Genomic DNA, 24,040 nt, shown 5'->3' with positions numbered 1-24,040 from the left:
CTACTCCCGCCCGGCCTGCGAGCTCGCGGACTCCGGCGTGGCCCCGGTCGGATCGGAAGGACCGGGCTCGACGAAGCTGTAGGGCGGCAGCGGGCCGTTGACGCGGATTTCGATGTGCGGGTGGGCCTTGCGGGCTTCCTCCACGGCGGCCAGGAACACCTCGGCCGACTCGCGCTCCACGAGGAACGACAGATTGGCCAGCCATCCCGTGGACTCGGGGCCCACGCTGACGGAGTGCGCCGTCGGCTCCAGGGTGCGGTGCAGCTCCACCGCGTCCTCGGCCTCGCGAGCCTGGAGTGCGGCCACCACCATCTCGCCGAGCTGCAGCTTCTGCTCGTAACTGCCGCCGCCCGCCTGACGGTTGGCCTCTGCCAGTGCCTGCACCTCGGGGTTGTCCGCCATCACGCGGTGCAGAGCGGCCTGTTCCTCGTGGCTGGCCTTGAGGTTGTACTCGACCTTGCCCGCCAGCGTCGAGAGACGCTCGTCGTAGTGCTCGGCCCGCTCCGCGAGGACGCTCGTGACCGCCGCGTCGTCGGGGGCGACGTTGCCGAACCGCATGGGCAGGACCGGACCTGCGGCGCCCGCCTCGTTCAGCACGTTCTGATGGGCCAGCAGGTCGTTGCGCTTGGGGCGCAGCCCCTCGGGGGCGTCACTGACGATCGCCGCCAGGCCCCCCTCCTTGAGGATGCGCACGGGGCGGGCCGGCTTTCCCACGCCTTCCATGCCCTCGGGGAGCGAAGGGTGCGAACTCGCGGTGATGCCATAGACGTACGTGCTCATTCCTGCTCCTCCTTCCGACGCGCCGACGTGCTCTTGCGGGCACGCGGGCGGGACTCCGACTGGCTCTCTTCACGCGACTGCTTGAACGCGTCGGAAATGGTCTCGGCAGCACCCGAAAGGGCGCCCTTCGACTTGCCGCGCGCACCGGATTCGGTCATCTCGCCCACGAGGTCGGGGAGACCGGGGTTCTTGTGCGGACCTGCCTCCAGGTCGAGGCGGTTGCACGCCTCGGCGAAGCGCAGGTAGGTGTCGACACTGGCGACCACCACTCGCACGTCGATCTTCAGGATCTCGATGCCCACGAGCGAGACACGCACGAAGGCGTCGATCACGAGGCCGCGGTCGAGAACCAGCTCCAGGACGTCGTACAGACCACTGGTGCCGCCCGATCCGCCGGATTGCTGTGCTGGGACAACGGTCATGCCGATCGACCCTCCTTAGTCTGGAATGTCTGTGGATATTTCGCGGAAAACCGCACGAACAGCCGCTTCAGCGGCCGCCGCCCTTGCTGCCGTCGGCGCGTCCGCGTTCGTAGCGGCGGACCCGCCGGTAACCCAGGAGTTCACCCTGCGGGTCGCACTCCACCTGGTAGCTCGCGAGGAGACTCATCGTGTCCGGCACCCGGGTGAGTTCCAGGACCTCGATCTCCAGCGTCCAGCCGTCCTCGGTCTGTTCGAAGGACGACACGGACTCGGCGGCCATCCCGGTCAGCTCGGCGAGCTGGGTGCGTGCGATGCGCAGCACCTCCATGGGGCCCGGGCGGCGCTTCGCGCTGCCGCTTTCCGCGTGTTCGGTTGAATTACGCGAGTTCTGCGAACTCGCCTTCTTCTTCTCTGGATCCGATGATGTGTTCAATATGGCCACCTCAATTCCCCGAGTGGCCCGTAACCCGTTGGCCAAACATCTCTGTTCGGGTGGACCGGATCACTGACCCCAGCGGTGCGGCACCTCGGGCTCCACGCCGCCCGGATGTGTCGCGTCCACGGTCGGCGGCGCCGTCGGCCGCTCGGGCGCCGGCGGTGTCACGGGCGGCGGGGTCATGGCCGGCCCGTCCACGGACGGCAGGTCCGCGGAGGGGTGAACCGGGGACGGGTGTTCCGTGGAGGGGCGATCCATGGAAGTCCGGTCGGCGGAAGCCCGATCGGCGGAAGGACGGCCCGCGGAGGGACGCGCCGCGTTCCGCAGCAGATAGGCCACACCACCGAGCACCACCGCGGTGATCAGCGCCGCCGCCCAGTCGGGCAGCCACAGAGCGAGCGCGAGACCGAAGGCGAGTGCCAGCGCCGCGCCCGCGTAGAGGCCGACGGCCCCCGCACCGCCGTACAGCGCGGCCTTGCGACGCTGCCCCCGCGTCTGCTCCCTCAGTTCGTCCCGTACGGCCTCGCGGGCCGCACGCGTCAGTTCATCGACGAGGCTCTTGTCCAGATGCTCCAAACGGTTCATGGCGCCCGAGTACCCGTGCGTCCGGACGCGTAACGCTCGGCCCCGGCCTGCGCTCGCCGTGCCGGGTGGCTTGCTCGAAGGCGTGGCCGATCCGCAGAACACGAAGGTCCCCGCGGTGCGGCCCGACGATCTGCAGGCCGACCGGCAGCCCGCCCGGGGTGAATCCGGCGGGCACGGACAGGGCCGGGCAGCCGGTGGCGGACACCAGGTACGCCGAGCGCATCCAGTCCAGATAGTCCGTCATCGGCGCCCCGTCGATGTTGTCCGGATACTCCAACTCGGCCGGGAAGGGAGGCACTTGGCTTGTCGGCAGGATCAGCGCGTCGTAACGGTCGAAGAACTCCCGCACCCGGTGGAACAGTTCGCCGTGCAGCACGGTGGCCCGCTCCAGGTCGATGCCGGTGAGCGCGCGCCCTTGTCGTACATTGCGGACGAGGGCGGCTCTCATCCGGTCCGCCGAGCTCTCCACGAGCGCGCCGAGCGCCAGGTGGAACTGCCAGGCACGCAACGTGCGGAACACCTCGTCGGCGCCGCCCAGTTCGGGGCATGCCTCCTCGACCGCGCACCCCAGGTCGGCGAAGACCGTGACGGCGGGCGCGAGCACGTCTCTCACCTCCCGGTCGACCGGGACCGCTCCGCCCAGGTCGGGCGACCAGGCGATCCGCAGTCCCGTCAGATCGTGCTCAAGCGACCCGCCGAAGGCGCTCCCCGGCGTCTCCAGGGCGATCGGTGAGCGCGGGTCGGGCCCGGCGACGACGGAGAGCAGCAGAGCCGCGTCGGCGACGGTGCGGGCCATCGGCCCCTGCACGGCCATCGTCGACCAGGGCGCGGAGTCCGGCCAGGTCGGCACCCGGCCCGGTGACGGGCGCAGGCCCACCACGTTGCAGAACGACGCGGGGTTGCGCAGCGAACCGCCCATGTCGCTGCCGTCGGCGAGGGGATGCATGCCGCACGCGAGGGCGGCCGCCGCTCCCCCGCTGCTGCCGCCCGCCGAACGGCTGAGGTCGTACGGGTTGCGGGTCGCCCCGAAGACAGGGTTGACGGTGTGCGAGCCGGCCGCGAACTCGGGCACGTTGGTCTTGCCGATGGTGATCGCCCCGGCCGCGCGGATGCGCTCGACGATCAACTCGTCCCGGTCCGGGACGTTGTCGGCGAGGAGCGGTGTCCCGTAGGTGGTCCGGATGCCGCGGGTGTCGTGGGTGTCCTTGTGGGCGACGGGCAGCCCGTGCAGCGGGCCGAGCGCGGCGCCGCGTGCCGTGGCCTCGTCCGCGGTGCGCGCCTCGTCGAGCGCGCGTTCCGCCACGAGCGTCACGACCGCGTTCACGGGGCCGTTGACCTGCTCGATCCGGTCGAGGTGCGCCTGTACGGCCTCGCGGGCGGAGACCGCCCTGGTGCGGATCCTGGCGGCGAGTTCGCGGGCGGTGAGGTGGACGAGCTCGGACGCTGTCATACGGCGCTTTCGGCTGGGGGCGGTGGGGTTAACGACGAGGCGAAGCATGCCCACGCCGTCCTCGCTTCTCACCACCACGTTACGTACGTCCTGTACATTTTTTACAGGAAGCCTTGGGAAGCAGCCGACCCCGGCAGAGGAGAGACATGCCATGAATCAACCGTTCGCCCGTTATGTCCTGCCCGAGTTCACCGAGCGCTCCCGTACCGGCCGGCGGACGCTGGACCCGTACTCGAAGCTGTTCGACGAGCGCATCGTCTTTCTGGGGACGCCGATCGACGGCACGTCGGCCAACGACGTGATGGCGCAGTTCATGCACCTCGAATACCTGGCCCCCGACCGCGACATCGCGCTCTACATCAACTCCCCCGGCGGCTCGTTCAGCGCGATGACCGCGATCTACGACACGATCCAGTTCGTCACCTGCGACGTGGAGACGACCTGTCTGGGGCAGGCCGCGTCCTCGGCGGCCGTGCTGCTCGCCGCGGGCACTCCCGGCAAGCGGTTCGCGCTGCCCGGCGCCCGCGTGCTGATCCATCAGCCCTCGCTCGCCGAACCGGTGCACGGCCAGACCTCCGACCTGGCGATCCAGGCCGACGAACTCCTGCGCACCCGCGCGCAACTGGAGAAACTGCTCGTCAGGCACACGGGGCAGAGCACGGAACGCGTCGCGGCCGACATCGAGCGCGACACGATCCTCGACGCCGGCGACGCAGTCGGCTACGGCCTGGTGGACCGGATCATCGCGAGCCGCAAGTCTTCCCCGAACAGCCCGAACAGCCCGGCCCCGCGCACCCCGGACGCGGGGTGAGCCGCCGATGCTGCCGCCCGAACTTCCCCCCTTGCCCGCACTCACCCGCGCCGAGGGCGAGTTGATCGACCGGTACCTCGAAGTGGTCGATCTGCTGGGCCGGATCAACCCCGCCCGCGCGACGGACACCTACGGAGGACTGCGCGCCGCTCAGGCCATGGTCGGCAGCGCGACCGCCCTGCGGGACGCGCTGACGCTCATGCATCAGCGGGGCGAAAGTGCCGTGCACGCACCGACGCTGGCCCGTGCGCTGCGTGTGCTCGACGGAGAGCGGCGGACCGGCCGGGTCACCGTGCCGCCTCCAGAGGCGTCCTGAGCACCCGTCACCCCATTCCCCGAACTCCGTTGCGTCCGGCCCCGATCTCAAACGAACCAAACGGGCTACCTCGTTCGGCGTAGACATTCGTCCTTTTTCGAGATGTCTTCAGTTGCGTCAGATGCGTACGCGTGGGCCGGAATTCCTCGTTCCGGTGCTGGTCGCACGATCGCCCGGCGCGCTCTCCGTCTCGCGAATCCGACCGTGTCCACCCGAACGGTTCAGCCGTGAGGAGCCTCACAAAACGCCGTTTCGGCTCGGAATTCGACCCCATCTCGGGTCAAGATCCTCTCCGACGACAAGCCCCCGCCACAGCGGCGGGGCGGTCCGGGCGGACGCCGAGTCCTGCCGCCGCCCGGATGACCGGTCGACATCGGTGCATCGGCAGGAGTGGAGGACCCAGGCATGACGGGTCGGTCCGGAAGGTCCGGACAGCGACCCTTGGGGTGAAGCCGCAGTACGCGGCCGGGCAACTTTGTCAGCCCGAATCCGACAGGTCATCCTTCACAGGCGGTTGACGAAGGGTTGCGCATGACTGCGCTGAATCACGTTCCGTCGCTGCTGACCAGGGTCGGGTCCGTATCCGCCCTCACGCTCGCCGTCGTAGGCGGCACCCTCGTGGCCCCAGGGCTCTCGTCGGAAGCAGAGGCCGCGACACACGGGACGAAGGCGCTCAAGATCGCCGCCTCCAAGAAAGGCTCTCCGTACCGCTACGGAGCCACGGGGCCGCACCGGTTCGACTGCTCGGGCCTGACCCAGTACTCCTTCAAGCGCGCGGGCAAGAAGCTGCCACGTACCGCCGCACAGCAGTACAACAAGACCCGCCATGTCTCGGCGTCCAACCGCGTCCGCGGCGACCTGGTCTTCTTCCACTCCGGCCGGAACGTCTACCACGTCGGCATCTACGCCGGTAAGGGCCGGATCTGGCACGCCCCCAAGTCGAACACCAAGGTGCGGCTGGAGAAGATCTGGACGAAGAGCGTCTCGTACGGCAGGGTGCGCTGATCATCCGTCACCGGTCGCCGGTCGGGCGCCGGCGGGGGCCTCACGGCTGCTGCCGCCGCCCGACCGGCCCCCCGGCGGCCCCCGCCCGGCCCTCTGGTCGGCGCGCCCGCCAGGCGTGGGGGGCGACGACGCGGATACTCGTGCGCCATGGCCGAAAACAACAGTTCTTCCGTCTCGGGCGGCCCACCGCGCAACGAGACGCGCTTCGAGCGCGCCGACCGCAACTTCGCGGAGATCCTCCAGGAACTGCGCGTCACGCAGGCCGGCGTCCAGATCCTCTTCGCCTTCCTGCTGACGCTCGCCTTCACCGAGCGCTTCCCCTCGCTCGACACGGTGCAGCGCTCCACATATGTCGCCACGCTGCTGCTCGCCGTGCTCGCCGCCGCGCTGTTCACCGCTCCGGCAGCGGTGCACAGGTCGCTGTTCGGGCAGCACTCCAAGCCGCTGATCGTGCGCGTCTCGTCCCGTCTCGCCGGCATCGGTCTGGCGGTCCTGGTGTTCGCGGTCTCGGGCGCCGTGCTCCTGGTCGTCGACGTGGCGGTGGGCCGGACCGGCGGGATCATCGCGAGCGCGGCCACGTTCGTGGTGTGCGCGGGACTGTGGGGCCTGCTTCCCCTATTGGTGCGACATGCGCGCGACGACGACGAGGACCCGGACGCCTCGGACGACGTCAGGCGATCAGGGCCTCGGTGAGGAGCACCAGCCCGAGCACGCTCAACGCGACGCCCGTGCCTCCCTCGATCGCACGGGCCGTACGCGGCCTGCGCAGCCACCGTCCCAGCCGGTCGACCAGGAGCGCGACGGCCGGGAACCACACCAGGGCGAGGGCCACGATGATCGACGCGAGCAGCAGTGTCCTGGGCATCGCGGGGCTGCCCGCGGGCACGAACTGCGGCAGCACGCTGAGGAAGGTGATCGGCGCCTTCGGGTTGAGCGCGTTGGTGAAGAAGCCCTGCCGCAGGCTGCCCCCGACCGCGTTCCGCCCCGCATCCTCCTGGACGCCGAAGCTCCGCGGCGGGCGCGCCACCGAACACAGCGCGCGATACCCCAGGTACAGCACATAGGCCCCGCCCACGATCTGCAGCGCGCGAAAGAGCGTGGGCACCGCCGCGAGGACCGCCGCGACCCCGGCCACCGCGAGCGCCGTGTGCACCAGGAGCCCGCCCGCCACACCGATCGCGCAGGTGACCCCGGCGCGGCGGGAGGCGAGGGCGTTGCGCACCACGACCGCGAAGTCGGCGCCCGGCATGGCGACCATGCCCGCGGCCACACCGGTGAAAGCGACCAGTTCTGCGTCCATGGCGTCCACCCTGCCGTTCTTCTGCCTTCAGCAGGTATGTGGAATATCCTGGGTCAGCCTTAAGCAGACGTTTACCCCCACGCCCGTCGGAACACCTCGCGCCCCGCCGGCTCCCGCAGAGAGGCCACGGTGAGAGACCCACGGGAGTGAGACCACCGGGAGAGACCATGTACGACCCGACGCGGCTCGCCGCACTGGTGGCGGTCTCCGAGGCCGGGTCGATCACCCGCGCCGCCGAACGCCTCGGCTACACCGTGCCCGCCCTCTCCCAGCAGCTGGCCAAGCTCGAACGGGAGGCGGGCACCGCGCTCCTGGTGCGGCATCACCGCGGGGCACGGCTGACCGGCGCGGGTGAGCTGCTGCTCGCGCGAGCCCGCCGGGTCCTGGACGAGATGGAGCAGGCCCGGCACGAACTCACCCAACTGGCGGGCCTTTCCGGCGGCAGGCTGCGCGTGGGGACCTTCACCACCGCCGGGATCCATCTGGTGCCGCCCGCGCTGACCGCGTTCCGCCGCGCCCATCCGGACGTCGATCTGACGGTGCGGGGCTATGAACCGCCGCACGGCGTCGCGGCCGTGGCGGCGGGCGAGGTCGATCTGGCCCTCACGCACACCTACGAGCCCGCTGACCCGGTGGCGCTGCCCGCCTCCGTGAGCGCGGAGCCGGTCCTGGTCGAGGAGCTGGTCCTGGTGACCGCGCCGGGCCACGCGCTCGCGAGCGACGCGTCACGGCTGCCCCTGAGCGAACTCGCCGGGCACCCGCTCATCAGCATGGCGCCGACGCATCCGCCCCGGCAGGGCGTGGAGTCCGCGCTCCTCCGGGCCGGCGCGACCCCAGCGGTCCTGGTCGAGACTCCGGGCTACGCGCTGGTGTGCGCGCTGGTCAGCGCCGGGCTCGGCGTCGCCGTCGTACCGGAGATGGTGGCGCGGACGGCGGCCACCCCGGTGGGGACGAGGCCGCTGGAGCCGGGCAGTCTGCGGCGCACGATCTCGGTCGTCCACCGCACCGACGTGTCACACCCGGCGGCGGACACCTTCCGGGCCCTGCTCCGGGGCGCCTTCGGCCGCTCAGCGGGGTGAGGTCGAGGGGGCCGCTGCCTCGCCGCGGACGGAAGCGTTCCACGGCAGCTCGATCCAGACCGTCTTGCCGCCCTCGGGAGTGGGCGTGACCGACAGCCTGCCGCCGCACTCCATGGTCAGCCAGCGGATGATGACGAGGCCCCGGCCGTTGTCCTGCTGGACGGCGGCGGGCAGCCGCTTGGGGTAGCGGGGGTGGCTGTCGGTCACACCGATGCGCAGCTGCTCGTCCCGGTCCAGCTCGATGTCCACCCGGAAGGTGGGCGACTCGCCCCGGGTGTGCTGGACGGCGTTCGTGGCGAGTTCGGAGACGATGAGCCGCACCGTGTCGGCCGCCTCGGTCCCGGCCGGCAGACCCCACTCGGCCAGGATGGTCGAGACGTATTTCCGCGCCGCGGAGACCGAGGCAGGATCGCTCGGCAGAGTGACGGATGCTTCCTGAAGATCTGCCATGGCGACGCTGTCCCTTTCCCACCGGGGCTCGGCTCCGACTCGTAGCGAAGGCACGAGGACAGTCCCGGAATGGTGCTTCGCGCCAGACTGCCACTCTTGGGCCCCTCAGAGGTGGCCATCCACCAAGATGTGCATATATCTGTCGCTCAAAGCGGTGAACTCTGCTACGGGAGACCGTATTTGGGCGCGAGGTCGGCGCTTCCTCTACTGTCGCCCCTGAACGGCCCGGGGGAGGCCGAAAAGAAACGCTCCGTCGGGAAGGAGACGGACATGCGGTATGGTCCCGCGGTGCGCCGCAGGAAACTCGGCGCCGAATTGCGTGCGTTACGCACGCACGCCGGGCTCACCAGTGGCCAGGCGGCGGACCGGGTCGGCTGGCATCAGTCGAAGGTCAGCCGGATCGAGACGGGACGTAGCAGCGTCAAGGCGGCCGACGTAGGTCTGCTGCTCGATGCGTACGAGGTGGCGGACCCGCAACTCCGTCAGTTGCTGGTGGCATTGGCGGTCTCGGACGACGACGGCGGACGGCACCACTGGTGGCACGCCTATCGCGAGCTGCTGCCGCCCGCCTACCGCGACTTCATCAGCCTGGAGTCGCAGGCCTGCCGGATGCGCACCCTGGAGACCACCGTCGTGCCGGGCCTGCTGCAGACCCCGGACTACGCGCGTGCGGTGACGCGGGCCGCGCTCGACGGGCTGCCCCAACAGCAGGTGGACACGCTGGTGGAGGTGCGTCTGGCCCGTCAGGACGTGCTGCGCGCGGCCCCGCCGCTGCGACTGAGCGTGATCCTGGACGAGGCGGTGCTGCACCGGCCGGTGGGCGGCAGCGCGGTGCTCGCGGGCCAGTTGAAACGGTTGCTGGAGGCCGCGCAGTTGCCTCACGTGCGGCTTCAGGTGTTGCCGTTCGCCGCCGGAGAGCACGTGGGCCTCATCGGCCCTTTCGTTATTTTCTCATTTCCGAACATTGCTGATCTGGATGTGGTTGTTCTCGACCACTTGACGAGTAGCCTCTACCTCGAACGGAAAGAAGACCTTCAGGCCTACACGGAGGCCTTCAACTCCCTTCAGGGAAAGGCGCTTTCGCCCGAGGAATCAACGGACCACATCGCCGGGATACGTGACGGCGCGTAAGGGGGCACCATGACGGCACCGCCTCGGCACGTACGTTCCAGCACATCTCTGCACGGTGCACGGTGGTATCGCAGCAGTCGCAGCAACGGCATGAACAACTGCGTGGAGACGGCCTCGCTCGCTTCAGGGCCGAAGCAGGGGCTGCTCGCCGTGCGTGACTCGAAGAACCCGGCAGGGCCCGCCCTGCTCTTCTCGCCCACGACCTGGGAGGCCTTCGTCCACGGCCTCCGGTGACTACCGGGGTGCGGCGCGGCTGATCACTCGTACGGCATCGGCGATCTGTCCGTCGGTGAGGTCCGCCCGGGCGGTCAGCCGCAGCCGCGAGATGCCGTCGGGAACCGACGGCGGACGGAAGCAGCCGACGGCGAGGCCCGCGCCCCTGCAGTCGGCGGCCCACCGCACGGCCGCTTCCGGGGACGGCGCGCGCACGGAGACGACGGCGGCGTCGGGACGTACCGCCGAGAGACCTTCCGCGGTGAGGCGTTCATGCAGCTCGGCCGCGACCGCGCGTGCCCGTGCGGCACGCTCCGGCTCGGCGCGCAGCAACCGCAGGGCCGCGAGGGCCGCCCCCGCGGCGGCGGGCGCGAGCCCCGTGTCGAAGATGAAGGTCCGGGCCGCGTTGACCAGGTGGTCGATGACCTTGGCGGGACCGAGGACCGCACCGCCCTGGCTGCCGAAGGACTTCGACAGGGTGACCGTGGCCACCGTGTGGTCCGTGCCCGCGAGCCCGGCCGCCTGCGGTGCGCCACGGCCGCCGTCGCCGAGCACGCCGAGCCCGTGGGCGTCGTCGACGACGAGACCGGCACCGAACTCCTGGCAGACGGAATCCAGTTCCTTCAGCGGCGCCGCGTCCCCGTCGACCGAGAAGACGGTGTCCGAAACGACGATCGCGGGACCCGCGTGCGCGTCCAGTGCCTTGCGCACCGCCTCGGTGTCGGCGTGCGGCACCACCTGCGTCGTACCGCGCGCCAGGCGGCAGCCGTCGATCAGCGAGGCGTGGTTGCCCGCGTCCGAGACGATCAGCGAACCGTGCGGGGCGAGGGCGGTGACGGCGGCGAGGTTCGCCGCATATCCGGAGGAAAGGACCAGAGCGGCCTCGAAGCCGCAGAACTCGGCGAGCTCGCGTTCGAGTTCCGCGTGCAGTTCGGTGGAGCCGGTCACCAGACGGGAGCCGGTGGCCCCACCGCCCCAGCGCCGGGCGGCGGCCGCCGCGCCCTCGGTGATCTCGGGGTGCCTGGCCAGGCCCAGATAGTCGTTGCTCGCCAGGTCGAGGAGGCCGCCCGCGTCGGCGGGGCGGGGGCGCAGCGTACGGACGAGTCCGGCCCGTGCGCGCAGGCTCGCCTGCTCGTCGATCCAGTCGAACGGCGAGCTCGCCATGGGGGTCCCCTCCGGGTCGTCGGCACTGGCCGGTTTGTAGACAGTGCACAGACCCTAGCCGTCAGGCCACCGGGCCAGGATGTGGCAATACCCACACCTCTCAGCGTTTCTGTTGTGCGAAGTCTCCTTGGAAAGCGGGGCCCCCGTGCGTAAGGATCAGCGCCATGGATCTGCTGAACACGCTGGTGGACAAGGGGCTTCGGCGCGAGCTGCCGACCCGTGAAGAGGCGCTGGCCGTGCTGGCCACGTCCGACGACGAGCTTCTCGACGTGGTGGCCGCCGCCGGGAAGGTACGGCGGCAGTGGTTCGGGCGCCGGGTGAAACTCAACTATCTGGTCAATCTCAAGTCCGGCCTCTGTCCGGAGGACTGCTCGTACTGTTCGCAGCGTCTGGGCTCGACGGCAGGCATCCTCAAGTACACCTGGCTCAAGCCCGACGAGGCCTCGCAGGCAGCGGCCGCCGGGGTGGCGGGCGGCGCCAAGCGGGTCTGCCTGGTCGCCAGCGGGCGCGGTCCGACCGACCGCGACGTCGACCGGGTCTCGCAGACCATCGAGGCCATCAAGGAGCAGAACGACGGCGTCGAGGTGTGCGCGTGCCTCGGTCTGCTCTCCGCGGGCCAGGCGGACAAACTGCGCACCGCGGGCGCTGACGCGTACAACCACAACCTCAATACGTCCGAGGGCACGTACGGCGAGATCACCACGACCCACACCTACGCCGACCGCGTGGACACCGTGCAGCAGGCGCAGGCCGCGGGCCTCTCCGCCTGTTCGGGTCTGATCGCGGGCATGGGCGAGAGTGACGAGGACCTGGTGGACGTGGTCTACGCGCTGCGCGACCTCGACCCCGACTCGGTGCCGGTCAACTTCCTGATCCCCTTCGAGGGCACGCCGCTGGCCAAGGAGTGGAACCTCACCCCGCAGCGCTGCCTGCGCATCCTCGCGATGGTCCGTTTCGTCTGCCCCGATGTGGAGGTCCGCATCGCGGGCGGCCGCGAGGTGCACCTGCGCTCGATGCAGCCCCTGGCGCTGCACCTCGCCAACTCGATCTTCCTGGGCGACTACCTGACCAGCGAGGGCCAGGCCGGCAAGACCGACCTGGAGATGATCGCGGACGCGGGTTTCGAGGTGGAGGGCACCGACACGGTGACGCTGCCCGAGCACCGCGCGGACGCGCTGGCGGCGGCCGGCTGCGGGTCGCACGGCGAGGGCGGGGGCGGCTGCGGTCCGTGCGGGTCCTCGGAGTCGGCACCGGCGTCGGCTCCGGCTTCGGCGCCGTCCGAGATCTCCGAGGACGAGCCGTCCGAGGCGCGCACGGATCTGGTCGCGGTACGCCGCCGGGGCGCGGGAACGGATCTGGCGCCCAATGCCTGACCTCTCCGTTCCCGAACTGCTCGATCTCGACCGCCGTCATGTGTGGCACCCGTACGGCCCCATGCCCGGCCGCGAGGAGCCCTTGGTCGTCGAGGCGGCGAGCGGTGTGCGGCTGCGACTCGCGGGCGGGGGCGGCGAGTTGGTCGACGGCATGTCCTCCTGGTGGTCGGCGATCCACGGCTACAACCACCCTGTGCTCAACGACGCGGTGCGCGGCCAACTGGACCGGATGAGCCATGTCATGTTCGGCGGGCTCACCCATGAACCCGCCGTCCGCCTGGCGAAGCGCCTCGTCGACATATCTCCGGAGGGCCTGGAGCATGTCTTCCTCGCGGACTCCGGCTCGGTGTCGGTCGAGGTCGCGATCAAGATGTGCCTGCAGCACTGGCGTTCGCTCGGCCGGCCGGCCAAGCGGCGCATGCTGACCTGGCGGGGCGGCTACCACGGGGACACCTGGCAGCCCATGTCGGTGTGCGACCCCAAGGGCGGCATGCACGAGCTCTGGCAGGGGGCGCTGCCCCAGCAACTGTTCGCGGACATGCCGCCCGCGGGCTTCGAGTCGTACGACGACGCCTACGCCGACCATCTGCGCGAGGTGATCGGGCGCCACGCCGACGAGCTCGCCGGTGTGATCGTGGAGCCAGTGGTGCAGGGTGCGGGCGGGATGCGATTCCACTCCCCCGCCTATCTGCGGGTGCTGCGGGAGGCCTGCGACGAGCATGACGTGCTGCTCGTGTTCGACGAGATCGCCACGGGGTTCGGCCGCACGGGCGCACTGTTCGCCGCGGACCACGCGGGTGTCACGCCCGACGTGATGTGCCTGGGCAAGGCGCTGACCGGCGGCTATCTGACGCTGGCGGCGACGCTGTGCACCTCGCGGGTCGCGGACGGCATCTCCCGTGGCGAGGTTCCCGTCCTCGCCCATGGCCCGACGTTCATGGGTAATCCGCTCGCCGCCGCGGCGGCCCACGCCTCGATCGATCTGCTGCTCGGGCAGGACTGGCAGACCGAGGTCAAGCGCATCGAGGCGGGCCTGCGCGGTTCGCTGGCCGAGGCGGCGGAGCTGCCGGGCGTACGGGACGTACGCGTGCTCGGCGCGATCGGCGTCGTACAGCTTGACCACGGCGTGGACACGGCGGCGGCCACCCGCGCCGCGACACGCGAAGGGGTGTGGGTGCGGCCGTTCCGCGACCTCATCTACACGATGCCGCCGTTCATCACGGGCGACGACGACGTGGCACGCATCGGCCGCGCGGTGTGCGCGGCGGCGAAGGAGGGCTGAGATGACGATCGTCGTGGTGTCCGGGACCGGCACCGAGATCGGCAAGACGGTGACGACGGCGGCGGTGTCCGCCGTCGCGCTCGCCGCGGGGCGCAGCGTCGCGGTGCTCAAGCCCGCGCAGACGGGGGTGGCGCCCGGTGAGCAGGGCGACGCGGAAGAGGTGGCGCGGCTCGCGGGCGAGGCGATCACCACCCTCGAACTCGCCCGCTTCCCCGAGCCGTTGGCGCCGAACACCGCCGCGCGAAGGGTGGGCATGGCGCCGGTCCGTCCGTACGAGGTGGCCGCGGCGGCGGAGAAGCTGGCGACCGACCACGACCTGGTCCTGATCGAGGGCGCGGGCGGCCTGCTCGTGCACTACGACGACGAGGGCGCCACCCTCGCCGACGCCGCGCGCCTCCTGTCGGCCCCGGTCCTGGTCGTCGCGACGGCGGGCCTCGGCACGCTGAACGCGACGGAACTCACGGCCGAGGCCCTGCGGGCGCGCGAACTCGCCCCGCTGGGTGTGGTGATCGGCAGCTGGCCCGCGGCACCGGACCTCGCGTCACGCTGCAACGTCGCGGACCTGCCGCGGTGCGCGGGCGCCCCCCTGCTCGGCGCGGTACCGGAGGGCTCGGCGGCCCTCGCGCCCGACACCTTCCGCACCAGGGCCGGGACGTGGCTCGGCCCGGAGCTCGGGGGGACGTGGAACGGCGCGGCGTTCACGACGCGTGAGGCACCACGGAGCGCCTGAAACCGAGGGGTTCCCCGTTCGGGTCCGTCCCGGGACTCGCGGGCCTCGGCAGGGGGGAAAGGGGCGCTGCCGGGGCACCATTGCGGTGTCCGGTCGTCCCGCCGAGGAGGGTTCATGTCGCCTCGCTCCGCCAGGTCCGCGTCCCGGGACGCGGTGCATCATCCTGTCTTCGCCCGGTTCTACGCCCGTCAGAGCGTGGCCGCCGAGCGCGTCATCGCCACGTACCGCAAGGAGCTGCTCGCCGGTCTCTCCGGTCGGGTGATCGAGGTCGGCGCGGGGAACGGGCTGAACTTCGCGCACTATCCGACGGCGGTCTCCGAGGTCGTGGCCATCGAACCGGAGCGCATTCTGCGGCAGTTGGCCGCGTCCGCCGCCGTACGGGCCGATGTGCCGGTCGACGTCGTGCCCGGCGCCGCCGAGGCGCTGCCCGTCAAGAGCGAGGCCTTCGACGGCGCCGTGGCCTCGCTGGTGCTGTGCAGCGTGCGGGACGTCCCTCGTGCCCTCGGCGAGCTGCGGCGCGTCCTGCGGCCGGGCGGCGAGCTGCGGTTCTTCGAGCACGGTGTGGCTCCGGGCGCGGCGATGGCGGCCACGCAGCGCGTCCTGGACCGCACGGTCTGGCCCCTGCTCTTCGGCGGCTGTCACGTCGCACGGGACACCCTGGGCGCGCTGCGTACGGCTGGCTTCGAGATCGGCCCGTACCGGAGCCTGTTGGTGCCCCCGAAGGGGCCGCGGCTGCCGTCCTCCTACTGCGTGCTCGGCACGGCACGGCGGCCGGAGGACGACTGACCTCGGTGACGGCGGTCAGCGCACCCGGCGGACGTCAGATCACCTGCGTGAGGTTGACCGCGTTGCCGTCCGGGTCCTTGATGTGCGCGACCCGCTGCCCCCACGGCATGTCGTTGGCCGGCCCGAGCGCCTCGCCGCCCAGGGACCCCACCCTCGCGAGGAGGTCGTCCACGGCGTCCACCGCCACGCTCAGCAGGATGCGCTGCGGCGTGTCGAGCGGCACGCTCGGGTCCGAGACGACGCCGAGCTCCGAGTCGCCGATGCGCAGGTCCACGAAGAACGCGGTCCCTTCCTCCGGGGTCCTGGACACTTCCTTGGCGCCGAGCAGCTCCTGATAGAAGCGCAGCAGGCGGTCGATGTCCGGGGTGATGATCATCGGCTGGATGGCGGCAGGCATGGTCGTCCTCCTGGAGTGCGGCTCTTCCCCGCCGAACCTATCCCCGCCGCATGATCATTGGCGCGCACCGCACCATCCGGTCGGCTGGGGCGAACTCCGCGACTACAGACTCCACTTGCGCAGTTCGTCCGCGATGGCGCGCACGCTCGCCCCGTCCTCCTTCACCAGGCGGGCCAGTTCGCGCACCTGCTCGGGCGAGGTGACGACCTTCATGCCGCTGGCGACCAGATAGGCGTAGGCGACTGACGAGGCGAAGAGGGCGTTGGAGCGTTCCAGGGCGGGGATGTGCAGGAGGACTTGGAGCAGGGCGGCGGCACGGTCGTGCGGGCCTTCGTAGACGGGCACGCCGAAGATCTCCGCCTCGTGCCGGCTGACGGCGGCCACCAGGGCACCCCAGTCGGTGACCTGCGGGTCTCCGGGCGTCTTGTGTTCGGCGATCATCAAAAGCCAGGCAAGATCGATTCTGAGGTTCAAGGGCTAACGACGACCCTCGCGCTCAGCACCGAACTCTTCGGCGAACACGGATTCGTACTGCTTCATGAAGTCGGCGGCAGCCTCGACAAAGGTGTGGCCGACCTCGCCGGCGTCCTGTTTGACCAGTTCCTCGATGTAGCGGTTCACGCTCATCCCACGGGCGAGTGCTCGCTCGCGCGCGGCCCGGGCGGTGCCTTCGTCCACCCGTACGTTCAGCTGGGTCTTCGCCATGCCTTCAAGCTAGCGCCGAGGCGCTAGCACCGGCAAGAGGGCGCGGGAGAGCACGGAAGGGCGCAGAGGCGCACACCCGGATGGGCCACCCGTGCCCCTTACATACGTCTACGGTTCACGACCTTGGAGGGATACCGGCGCCCGCCCCGACCCTCTACTCTCGGCAGGATTACGGGAGTTGGAGCGGCCACTACCCAGGAGGCGGCCTTGTCCACACCTGCTTCGGCATCGGCCACAGGCCTCGCGGAGCCCGCCAGGGTCGCCGCGCGGGCACGCGGCCTGACCAAGGCGTACGGCTCCGGCGAGACCACGGTGCTCGCCCTCGACTCGGTCGACGTGGACATCGCGCGCGGCCGTTTCACGGCGGTCATGGGCCCGTCCGGCTCGGGAAAATCCACGCTCATGCATTTGCTCGCCGGGCTCGACACGGTCTCCGCGGGACAGGTATGGCTCGGCGACACCGAGATCACCGGGCTCAGGGAGCGGGAGCTGACGCGACTGCGGCGGGACCGCATCGGGTTCATGTTCCAGTCCTTCAACCTCATCCCCACCCTGAACGCCGCCGAGAACATCACGCTGCCCATGGACATCGCGGGCCAGCGCCCCGACCGCGAGTGGCTCGACCACGTCATCGAGACGCTCGGCCTGCGCGACCGCCTCAAGCACCGCCCCGCCCAGCTCTCCGGCGGCCAGCAACAGCGCGTGGCCTGTGCACGGGCACTCGCCTCACGTCCCGAGCTGATCTTCGCTGACGAGCCGACCGGCAACCTCGACTCGCGCGCGGGCCTCGAGGTGCTCGGCTTCCTGCGCGAGGCCGTCGACAAGCTGGAGCAGACGGTCGTGATGGTGACCCACGATCCCGGCGCGGCAGCCCACGCCGACCTGGTGCTCTTCCTCGCGGACGGCCGCATCGTCGACGAGATGCCGCGCCCGACGGCGGAGTCGGTCCTCGAACGCCTCAAGCGGTTCGACGTGATCCACGCGCTGCCGCAGGAGAGCCGGCCCGGGGCCGAGGGCGATCGGGTCGTCGACGTCGACAGCAAGCCGGACCAGGACTGAGGCGTCGCGGACATGCTGAAGGCGACGCTCAGGAGCTTCCTCGCGCACAAGGGCCGACTGCTGCTCTCCGCGCTCGCCGTGATCCTCTCGGTGGCGTTCGTCGCCGGCAGCCTCATCTTCTCGGACACGGTGGCCCGCACCTTCGACCGGCTCTTCGCCTCGACATCCGCCGACGTGACCGTCGAGCCGAAGGAAGACCTCGAAGAGGCCGTGCCGTCGGGCCGGACACCGACGATCCCCGTCGATCTCGCCGACCGCATCGCCGAGGTCGACGGGGTCGCACGGACCCGTGTCGACGCGGCGGTCGAGAACATCACGGTCGTCGACAGCGAGAACGACCCGGTCGGCTCCACCACGGGCGCCCCCACCGTCGCCACCAACTGGGCGCCCAACGATCGCAGCCCGGTGGATCTGACCGCGGGGCACGCCCCCCGCAACAAGGACCAGGCACTGCTCGACAAGGACACGGCCGACAAGAAGGACGTGCGGATCGGCGACACCCTCACGGTGCTCGCCGCGCCCGGCTCTTTCAAGGTGAAGGTCGTCGGCATCGTCACCTTCACCACCACCAACCCCGGCGCCGCGCTGGTCTACCTGGACACGGCGACCGCCCAGCGTGAGCTCCTCGGCGACAAGGACGCCGCGACGGGCATCTCCGTGGACGCCGCTCCCGGCGTGAGCGACACCGAGCTGAAGCGTCGTGTCGCCGCCGAGCTGGGCAGCGGCTACGACCTCAAGACCGCGGACGAACAGGCCGAGTCGGCCGCGTCCGAACTCGGCGGTTTCCTGGACGTCATCAAGTACGTGATGCTCGGCTTCGCCGGGATCGCCGTCCTGGTCGGCATCTTCCTGATCGTCAACACCTTCTCGATGCTGATCGCGCAGCGCACCCGTGAACTCGGCCTGCTGCGCGCCCTCGGCGCCGACCGCAGGCAGGTCCGCCGCTCCGTGCTCGTCGAGGCGATCCTGCTCGGCGTGGTCGGCTCCACGGTCGGTCTCGCGGCGGGGATCGGTCTCGCGGCCGGGCTCATCGAGCTGATGGGCGCCTTCGGGATGAACCTGAAGTCCACCGAGATGGTCATCGGGTGGGCAACTCCCGTCGCCTCGTACGTCGTCGGGGTCGGCGTCACGTTCGTCGCGGCGTATCTCCCGGCGCGGCGCGCTGCGCACGTGTCGCCGATGGCCGCGCTCGCCGACGCGGAGATCGCGGGCGTGGGGCGGCCGTTGAAGATCCGCGCGGCGGTCGGCGCGCTCGTCGGGGCGGCGGGCGCCGCCGCCCTGGTGGGCTGTGCCCTCGCGGAGGAGACCGCGTCGGCGGCGTCCCTGCTCGGCCTCGGCCTCGTCCTGACCCTGGTCGCCACCGTGATCGCGGGCCCGCTCCTCGTCCGTCCGGTGATCCGGGTGCTCGGCGGCGCCTTCCCCGCCCTGTTCGGCTCGGTCGGCCGGATGAGCCAGCGCAACGCGCTGCGCAACCCGCGCCGTACGGGTGCCACGGCCGCCGCGCTGATGGTGGGCCTCGCCCTGGTGAGCGGCATGTCCGTGGCGAGCGCGTCGATGACCAAGTCGTTCGACGAACAGATCGACAAGACGCTGGGCGCCGACTTCGTCGTGCAGAACAGCAACTTCATGCCCTTCTCGCAGGAGATCACCGAGAAGGTCAAGGACACCGAGGGCGCCGGACTCGTCGTGCGGCAGCGGTTCACGCCCGTGAAGGTTTCCATGCCGGACGGCAAGAGCGTGGAGACGACGGCGGCGGGCTACGATCCACGCCTCGACGACGTCGCCCGCGTCACGTACGTCACCGGCGACACCCCTCGGGCGCTCGCCCCCGGAAGTATCGCCATGCAGCGGGACTTCGCCCGGGATCACAAGATCCGGACGGGCTCCAGGCTGCCCGTGGAGTTCCCCGGCGGGCGCAAGACGGAACTGACGGTGGGCGCGCTCACCGACCAGCCGGGCGCCGAGGGATTCGGCGTCGAGGGCGGGATCTACTTCGGCATGGAGACGATCGACGAGTTCGTGCCGGGGGGCCAGGACTCCGCCCTGTACGTGAACGCCGCATCGGGCACGGATGCCGACACCCTGCGCGACCGTCTTGAGAAGACGCTGGACCCGTATCCGCAGGTGCAGGTCCGCGACCAGGCCGACTACAAGGAACTGATCCGCGAGCAGATCGCCGTGATGCTCTATCTCGTCTACGCTCTGCTCGGCCTGGCGATCATCATCGCGGTCCTCGGCGTGGTCAACACCCTTGCCCTGTCGGTCGTCGAGCGCACCCGCGAGATCGGTCTGCTGCGCGCCATCGGACTCGCCCGGCGGCAGCTGCGCCGGATGATCCGCCTGGAGTCGGTGGTCATCGCGGTGTTCGGCGCGCTCCTCGGGCTCGCGCTCGGCCTGGTGTGGGGCGTCGCGGCCCAACAGGTGCTCGCGCTGCAGGGCATGACCGCGTTCGCGATCCCCTGGACGACGGTGGTCGCGGTGCTGATCGGCTCGGTGATCGTCGGCCTGGCCGCGGCCCTGCTGCCCGCGCTGCGTGCCTCACGCATGAATGTGCTCGCGGCCATCGCGCACGAGTGACAACGGGTGACACGGGTGACACGGGTGCGGACCGCCGGTGGCCCGGCCGCGGATGCGGCCGGGCCCTTCGGCCTACTTGGCTGCGAAGCCGTACATCATGATCGTGTCCTTGCCCCCGGAGTACTGCGCGAGCAGATCGGAGCTGAGGAACAGCTTGTTGCGGGTGAAGACGAGTTCGGACCGCAGGGGCGACAGGGTGCTGGGCCGGGTCGTCGCGTCAAGGAGCACCTTCTCCTCCTTCAGCGTCCTGCCGTCGAGTGAGACCACCTGCGTGACCGGGCTGCTCTTGTAGACGAGCACGTTCCCGCCGTCCATGCGGATCGGGAAGACGGGGGAGCTGTCGCCCGCCTCCACCTTCTCCCCCGTGGTCTTTCCGGTGGTCAGGGAGAAGACCACGATGTCGTTCGTCGACGAGTACTCCTTCACCCCGTCGCGCCGTGCGGTGGGGACGTAGAGCTTGCCGTTGCCCGCCACGATGCCGCGGCAGTCCTGCACGATGGACGCGGTGCCGCACTCGTGCATGTACTTGCCGTCCGGCAGGGCGATCCGCGTGTGCCGCTCGCCCTTCTCGTCGATGGCGAAGACGTCCGTGGCGCCGGAGGAGGTGATCTCACCGGAGTCGAGTGTCACGACCACCGGCCGGGTGGAGACCACGCTGGGGCCGCGGACGCCCGAGGGCAGCTTGTGGGTCCACTTCGACTTGCCCGTGGCCGGGTCGATGAGCTGGATCTGGAATCGCTCCGATCCCGCCTCACCGCAGGAGCGGACCGCCACGAGCCGCTCGCCGCCTCCGTACCCCACGTCGTGGCAGGTGTCCCCCTGCTGCGGCTTCCACAGGACCTCGCCACTGCGCAGGTCGAACGCCGCGCCGCCGTACAGACCGCCGACCGCCGCCGTGTCACCGCTGATGGTGACCTGGTTGAAGACGGTCTTCTCCTTCTCGTAGCCGACGGTGATCGACTTGGTCCACAGCTTCTCGCCGTTGTCCACGTCGAAGGCGGTCACCTCGGTGCAGGCGTCCTTGAAGCCCTTGTCGTCCTCCACTTTCGCCCCCGTGACGACGACGGCGATGTTGCCCTTGCCGACGTCCGGTGAGCCCGCACACGACTCCCCCGGTTTCGGCAGGCGCCAGAGCCCCTTCCCCGATGTGGCGTCGACGCCGACGATCGCCTCGACCGAGGCCTTCGCGTACACCTTGTCGGTGAGCCAGGACCCCTTCGCCTTCCACGTGGTCTGGCCCTTGGGCAACTTGGGCTGTACGGCCTTGGTCGTGAAGAAGGCCTTGGGGTCCGCCGGCACGGTCTCCTTGGGCTTCTCGTACGCGGGTGCCGTGCTGTCGCCGCCCGGTTTGGCCGCGGCCTCGCCCTTCGAGCCGTCGCCGGCCGTCGTGACGTACCAGACGCCGCCGCCGACGATCAGGGCGATCGCGGCGACGACGGACACCACGATCGCGGCCCGGCGTCCCGGCCGCCCGCCGCCGCCCGGTGGCCGTGCGGGAACCGGCGTGGGCGGGTGGGGCCGGGGTGGGCCGAAGCCGCCGGGCGGCGGGGCCATGGGCGGGCCGAAGCCCGGGGTGTGTCCCTGCGGGGGCGGACCGAAGGCGCCTTGCGGGGGCGGGCCGAAGGCGCCCTGCGCCGACGCGGGTCCCTGCGGGTGCTGCGGGGACTGCTCGGGGGGCGGGGGCTGCGTCATCGTGACTCCACTGCTGGTGCGGACGTGCGGGTGTGCCGTGCTGCCGGGGGTCTCACCGGGCGAAGGCGAGCATGCGGGCGTTGCCCTCCTCGCCCTTGCCGCCGTGGCTCTTGCCCGACAGGAGTGAGGGGGTCACGAAGAACCGCCCGTCGGCGTACAGGGTGTGGCCCGCGAACATCCCCGATTCCATGCTCTGGGCCGACGAGGTGTGCCGCAGCAGCACGTCGGGCTCGCCGCCACCGGGGCCGAACCGCACGGTCTGCCCGCTCTTGCCGTTTTGCGCCCGCACGTAGGCGGTCACGCCGGGCTTGCCCGCACCGGCAACCGGGGTGATCTGCCGCCCGCCCTCGACCGAACCGGTCCACTTGGACTTGCCCGTACGGAGGTCGAAAGCGACGATCTTGTTGGGTCCGAGTACGCCGTCCTTGGGCTCGCTCGCCAGGTAGAACGTGTCCGCGTCGACGGCGCCACCGGGACAGTTCTGCACTCCCTCGCCGGAGTCCCCGGCTCCCGCGCACATCTCGAAGGCGTCCGGTTTCTTGCCCATGGCGATCCAGGAGCGCTCGTCCCCCTTGTCGTCGACGGCGACGACGGCCCACTTGTCCATCTCTTCGCGATTCCGGACGGCGACCACGACGGGGTCGACGGAGTAGACCTTCTGGATGCTCCAGCCCTTCTTCGTCCGGTAGCTCCACTCGACGTCCCCGGTGCGGGGGTCCAGCTTCTTGAGCCTGCCGTGCGTGCCGGGGCTGCCCGGCTGACAGGACTCCACCTGGATCAGCCGTGAGCCGCCCGCGACGCCGTCGAGGGAGCAGCCGCCCTTCTTTTCCCGTTCGGTCGTGAACAGCCGCTTGCCGTCGTTGATCCGGTAGGCCCGCATGGTGGCGCTCTGGTCGACCAGGACGGTGCCGCCGGTGATGGAGACATGCGTCGCACTGGTGTCGTCCCAGAAGCCACGGTCGACGAGTTCCTTGTGCCAGCCCTTCTCGCCGGTCTTCAGGTCGATCATCCGCAGCTGGTCGCACGACGCGTTCCGGTCGGACTTCTTCTTCGTGTACGCCACCACGACCTTGCCGTCCGGCGTGGGGTTCACCGGTGTGTCGCACACCGTGCCGGGCAGCGGCACCGACCACGCCTTCGAGCCGTCCTCGGTCCGGTAGCCGGTGACCTCGTCGTACTCGGCCTGGGCCACGATCCCGGGGACGTGCCAGAGGTCGAGGAGCAGCGTGCCCTTGCCCGGCAGCTTGATGTCGTTCATGGCGACCCACGCCTTGGCCTCACCGGGCTTGCGCCCCGCGTTGACGTCGATCACGGCGGCCGACCCGTCGTCCTTCGCGCCCCTGTCCGGGTCCGCTGACTCCGGCCCCCTGTCCGGCGATTGCCGTGTCTGCCCGGCGACGGGCTCAGGGGAACCGCTCCCTTGCCCCTCCCCGTCTGCTTGCGTGACGGCGTAGAAGCCCACGCCGATCAGGACCAGGGCGAGGGCACCGATGCCGAGGGCGAGGCGGAGCTTTCGCGGGCTGCCCGCCGGGGGCACCGGCTGGACGTAGGGGTTGCCGGGCACGGGCTGATGCACCGGCTCGGACTCACGATTGACCATGACCGAGATTCTGGCCCAACCACCGCTCATTCTAGATACATTTTCTAGAAAAAGTTTCTACAGCAGGTTTCCGCCACGAGCCGGAGGGCAGCAGCGCGCGACGAAATCCGCTCGCCCGCGGGCAGCCGTACTGCTTGCATCTCCGCATGAGCGATCTCCACATCCGCAGCGCGACTCCCTCGGACATCGACGACGTACTGCTGTTCTGGCGCGGAGCCGCGAAGGGCACGAGCGTCAGCGACGACCACGACGGAGTGGCGCGCCTGGTCGCCCGCGATCCCGGCGCCCTGCTGCTCGCGGAACGCGACGGCCTCCTCGCGGGCACCGTGATAGCCGGCTTCGACGGCTGGCGCTGCCACCTCTACCGCCTCGCCGTGCACCCGGACCACCGCCGTCAGGGCATCGGCTCGGCGCTGCTCGCCGCGGCGGAGGAGCGTTTCGTGCGCCTCGGCGGACGGCGCGGCGACGCCATGGTCCTCGACCGCAACGAACAGGCCCATCACGCCTGGCACGCGGCGGGGTACGCGCCCCAGCCGCAGTGGAGGCGCTGGGTGAAGCACCTCGTCGACTGAGCGGCCCAGCGGTGGGTACCCGTATGTGATCCGCAGGAGTGGGCTTTGCTGATCCTTTAATATGGACGGACCACTCGAACGTCTACGAAAGGTGTGAGCGTCCGCCCATGGGCGAGCCTCCCAGT

General features: G+C 70.6%; 27 protein-coding genes and 1 riboswitch. Of the genes, 14 read left to right on the top strand and 13 right to left on the bottom strand.

What is annotated here, in order from left to right; all coding sequences use genetic code 11:
* The 5 genes from ACWGIH_RS19000 to ACWGIH_RS18980 all read right to left on the bottom strand — a co-directional run bounded on the left by ACWGIH_RS19000 (window position 1) and on the right by ACWGIH_RS18980 (window position 3,673).
* Window positions 1-780, bottom strand: coding sequence for a GvpL/GvpF family gas vesicle protein (locus tag ACWGIH_RS19000; protein ID WP_453447943.1), 780 nt, complete (start codon window positions 778-780; stop codon window positions 1-3).
* Window positions 777-1,202 (bottom strand): gas vesicle structural protein GvpA, encoded by a 426-nt coding sequence (locus ACWGIH_RS18995; RefSeq protein WP_363207149.1) that lies wholly within the window; start codon window positions 1,200-1,202, stop codon window positions 777-779. The genes ACWGIH_RS19000 and ACWGIH_RS18995 overlap by 4 nt, the downstream gene beginning before the upstream one ends.
* A gap of 67 nt (window positions 1,203-1,269) precedes the next feature.
* Complete coding sequence (locus ACWGIH_RS18990; RefSeq protein WP_453448008.1) at window positions 1,270-1,638, bottom strand: gas vesicle protein GvpO; 369 nt, start codon at window positions 1,636-1,638, stop codon at window positions 1,270-1,272.
* Window positions 1,639-1,704: 66 nt separating this feature from the next.
* Window positions 1,705-2,223 (bottom strand): phage holin family protein, encoded by a 519-nt coding sequence (locus ACWGIH_RS18985; RefSeq protein ID WP_453447944.1) that lies wholly within the window; start codon window positions 2,221-2,223, stop codon window positions 1,705-1,707.
* Entirely contained in the window at window positions 2,183-3,673 is a 1,491-nt protein-coding gene (locus tag ACWGIH_RS18980; protein WP_453447945.1) for an amidase, read from the bottom strand. Before ACWGIH_RS18980 ends, ACWGIH_RS18985 begins: the two co-directional genes overlap by 41 nt.
* 151 nt (window positions 3,674-3,824) lie before the next feature.
* Between ACWGIH_RS18980 and ACWGIH_RS18975 the strand changes: the two genes are divergently transcribed.
* The 4 genes from ACWGIH_RS18975 to ACWGIH_RS18960 all read left to right on the top strand — a co-directional run bounded on the left by ACWGIH_RS18975 (window position 3,825) and on the right by ACWGIH_RS18960 (window position 6,498).
* Window positions 3,825-4,484 carry an ATP-dependent Clp protease proteolytic subunit gene (locus ACWGIH_RS18975; protein ID WP_453447947.1) on the top strand — a complete coding sequence of 220 codons (660 nt, stop codon included), beginning with the start codon at window positions 3,825-3,827 and terminating at the stop codon, window positions 4,482-4,484.
* 7 nt (window positions 4,485-4,491) lie between these two features.
* Window positions 4,492-4,800: a hypothetical protein gene (locus ACWGIH_RS18970; RefSeq protein ID WP_453447948.1), complete on the top strand. Its 309-nt coding sequence runs from the start codon at window positions 4,492-4,494 to the stop codon at window positions 4,798-4,800.
* 364 nt (window positions 4,801-5,164) lie between these two features.
* Window positions 5,165-5,328: riboswitch (cyclic di-AMP (ydaO/yuaA leader) on the top strand.
* 3 nt (window positions 5,329-5,331) lie between these two features.
* Window positions 5,332-5,805, top strand: a complete 474-nt coding sequence (locus ACWGIH_RS18965; protein WP_453447950.1) for a C40 family peptidase — start codon at window positions 5,332-5,334, stop codon at window positions 5,803-5,805.
* Between the two features lie 147 nt (window positions 5,806-5,952).
* On the top strand, window positions 5,953-6,498 hold the full coding sequence (locus tag ACWGIH_RS18960) for a DUF6328 family protein (protein WP_453447952.1): 546 nt from the start codon (window positions 5,953-5,955) through the stop codon (window positions 6,496-6,498).
* Here the strand turns inward: ACWGIH_RS18960 and ACWGIH_RS18955 are convergent.
* A complete protein-coding gene (locus ACWGIH_RS18955; protein WP_453447953.1) occupies window positions 6,476-7,105 on the bottom strand; it encodes a LysE family translocator in 630 nt (209 codons plus the stop codon). The two genes, ACWGIH_RS18960 and ACWGIH_RS18955, sit on opposite strands and share 23 nt — an antisense overlap.
* Before the next feature lie 167 nt (window positions 7,106-7,272).
* Here ACWGIH_RS18955 and ACWGIH_RS18950 point away from each other — a divergent pair, with 167 nt between their 5' ends.
* On the top strand, window positions 7,273-8,184 hold the full coding sequence (locus ACWGIH_RS18950; protein ID WP_453447954.1) for a LysR family transcriptional regulator: 912 nt from the start codon (window positions 7,273-7,275) through the stop codon (window positions 8,182-8,184).
* On the opposite strand, the gene ACWGIH_RS18945 is transcribed toward ACWGIH_RS18950, so the two are convergent.
* Window positions 8,173-8,634 carry an ATP-binding protein gene (locus ACWGIH_RS18945; RefSeq protein WP_453447955.1) on the bottom strand — a complete coding sequence of 154 codons (462 nt, stop codon included), beginning with the start codon at window positions 8,632-8,634 and terminating at the stop codon, window positions 8,173-8,175. The genes ACWGIH_RS18950 and ACWGIH_RS18945 overlap by 12 nt on opposite strands.
* A gap of 270 nt (window positions 8,635-8,904) precedes the next feature.
* Between ACWGIH_RS18945 and ACWGIH_RS18940 the strand changes: the two genes are divergently transcribed.
* A complete protein-coding gene (locus ACWGIH_RS18940; protein ID WP_453447956.1) occupies window positions 8,905-9,765 on the top strand; it encodes a helix-turn-helix domain-containing protein in 861 nt (286 codons plus the stop codon).
* A gap of 9 nt (window positions 9,766-9,774) precedes the next feature.
* Window positions 9,775-9,999, top strand: coding sequence for a DUF397 domain-containing protein (locus ACWGIH_RS18935; RefSeq protein WP_453447958.1), 225 nt, complete (start codon window positions 9,775-9,777; stop codon window positions 9,997-9,999).
* Here the strand turns inward: ACWGIH_RS18935 and ACWGIH_RS18930 are convergent, their stop codons facing one another.
* Window positions 10,000-11,142 carry an 8-amino-7-oxononanoate synthase gene (locus tag ACWGIH_RS18930; protein ID WP_453447959.1) on the bottom strand — a complete coding sequence of 381 codons (1,143 nt, stop codon included), beginning with the start codon at window positions 11,140-11,142 and terminating at the stop codon, window positions 10,000-10,002.
* Between the two features lie 164 nt (window positions 11,143-11,306).
* Here ACWGIH_RS18930 and bioB point away from each other — a divergent pair, with 164 nt between their 5' ends.
* From bioB to ACWGIH_RS18910, 4 genes are all read left to right on the top strand, one after another.
* Entirely contained in the window at window positions 11,307-12,515 is a 1,209-nt protein-coding gene (gene bioB / locus ACWGIH_RS18925) for a biotin synthase BioB (protein WP_453447961.1), read from the top strand.
* Entirely contained in the window at window positions 12,508-13,797 is a 1,290-nt protein-coding gene (locus ACWGIH_RS18920; RefSeq protein WP_453447962.1) for an adenosylmethionine--8-amino-7-oxononanoate transaminase, read from the top strand. Before bioB ends, ACWGIH_RS18920 begins: the two co-directional genes overlap by 8 nt.
* 1 nt (window position 13,798) lies before the next feature.
* The gene (bioD, locus tag ACWGIH_RS18915; RefSeq protein WP_453447963.1) at window positions 13,799-14,527 is read left to right on the top strand and encodes a dethiobiotin synthase; all 729 of its coding nucleotides are present in this window, start codon (window positions 13,799-13,801) and stop codon (window positions 14,525-14,527) included.
* A 114-nt stretch (window positions 14,528-14,641) separates the two neighbouring features.
* Window positions 14,642-15,313, top strand: a complete 672-nt coding sequence (locus ACWGIH_RS18910; protein ID WP_453447965.1) for a class I SAM-dependent methyltransferase — start codon at window positions 14,642-14,644, stop codon at window positions 15,311-15,313.
* A 34-nt stretch (window positions 15,314-15,347) separates the two neighbouring features.
* Here ACWGIH_RS18910 and ACWGIH_RS18905 read toward each other — a convergent pair whose 3' ends face one another.
* The 3 genes from ACWGIH_RS18905 to ACWGIH_RS18895 all read right to left on the bottom strand — a co-directional run bounded on the left by ACWGIH_RS18905 (window position 15,348) and on the right by ACWGIH_RS18895 (window position 16,415).
* On the bottom strand, window positions 15,348-15,710 hold the full coding sequence (locus ACWGIH_RS18905; RefSeq protein WP_453447966.1) for a VOC family protein: 363 nt from the start codon (window positions 15,708-15,710) through the stop codon (window positions 15,348-15,350).
* Between the two features lie 102 nt (window positions 15,711-15,812).
* The gene (locus ACWGIH_RS18900) at window positions 15,813-16,184 is read right to left on the bottom strand and encodes a fic family toxin-antitoxin system, toxin component (protein WP_363310921.1); all 372 of its coding nucleotides are present in this window, start codon (window positions 16,182-16,184) and stop codon (window positions 15,813-15,815) included.
* A 3-nt stretch (window positions 16,185-16,187) separates the two neighbouring features.
* Window positions 16,188-16,415 (bottom strand): antitoxin, encoded by a 228-nt coding sequence (locus ACWGIH_RS18895; protein WP_344526843.1) that lies wholly within the window; start codon window positions 16,413-16,415, stop codon window positions 16,188-16,190.
* A 207-nt stretch (window positions 16,416-16,622) separates the two neighbouring features.
* Here ACWGIH_RS18895 and ACWGIH_RS18890 point away from each other — a divergent pair, with 207 nt between their 5' ends.
* Together ACWGIH_RS18890 and ACWGIH_RS18885 are read left to right on the top strand one after the other, a co-directional pair.
* A complete protein-coding gene (locus tag ACWGIH_RS18890) occupies window positions 16,623-17,474 on the top strand; it encodes an ABC transporter ATP-binding protein (protein ID WP_453447968.1) in 852 nt (283 codons plus the stop codon).
* 12 nt (window positions 17,475-17,486) lie between these two features.
* Window positions 17,487-20,051: an ABC transporter permease gene (locus tag ACWGIH_RS18885; protein WP_453447969.1), complete on the top strand. Its 2,565-nt coding sequence runs from the start codon at window positions 17,487-17,489 to the stop codon at window positions 20,049-20,051.
* Between the two features lie 72 nt (window positions 20,052-20,123).
* Here the strand turns inward: ACWGIH_RS18885 and ACWGIH_RS18880 are convergent, their stop codons facing one another.
* Window positions 20,124-21,743 carry an outer membrane protein assembly factor BamB family protein gene (locus ACWGIH_RS18880; RefSeq protein WP_453447971.1) on the bottom strand — a complete coding sequence of 540 codons (1,620 nt, stop codon included), beginning with the start codon at window positions 21,741-21,743 and terminating at the stop codon, window positions 20,124-20,126.
* A 52-nt stretch (window positions 21,744-21,795) separates the two neighbouring features.
* Complete coding sequence (locus ACWGIH_RS18875; protein ID WP_453447973.1) at window positions 21,796-23,343, bottom strand: outer membrane protein assembly factor BamB family protein; 1,548 nt, start codon at window positions 23,341-23,343, stop codon at window positions 21,796-21,798.
* 146 nt (window positions 23,344-23,489) lie between these two features.
* Between ACWGIH_RS18875 and ACWGIH_RS18870 the strand changes: the two genes are divergently transcribed.
* Window positions 23,490-23,915 carry a GNAT family N-acetyltransferase gene (locus ACWGIH_RS18870; RefSeq protein WP_453447975.1) on the top strand — a complete coding sequence of 142 codons (426 nt, stop codon included), beginning with the start codon at window positions 23,490-23,492 and terminating at the stop codon, window positions 23,913-23,915.
* The last annotated feature ends 125 nt before the right edge of the window (window positions 23,916-24,040 follow it).

The sequence above is a fragment of the Streptomyces sp. NPDC054872 genome (assembly GCF_053610705.1).
The sequence above is the reverse complement of the archived record's forward strand: the minus strand, read 5'-3'. Positions and strand labels throughout refer to the sequence as shown.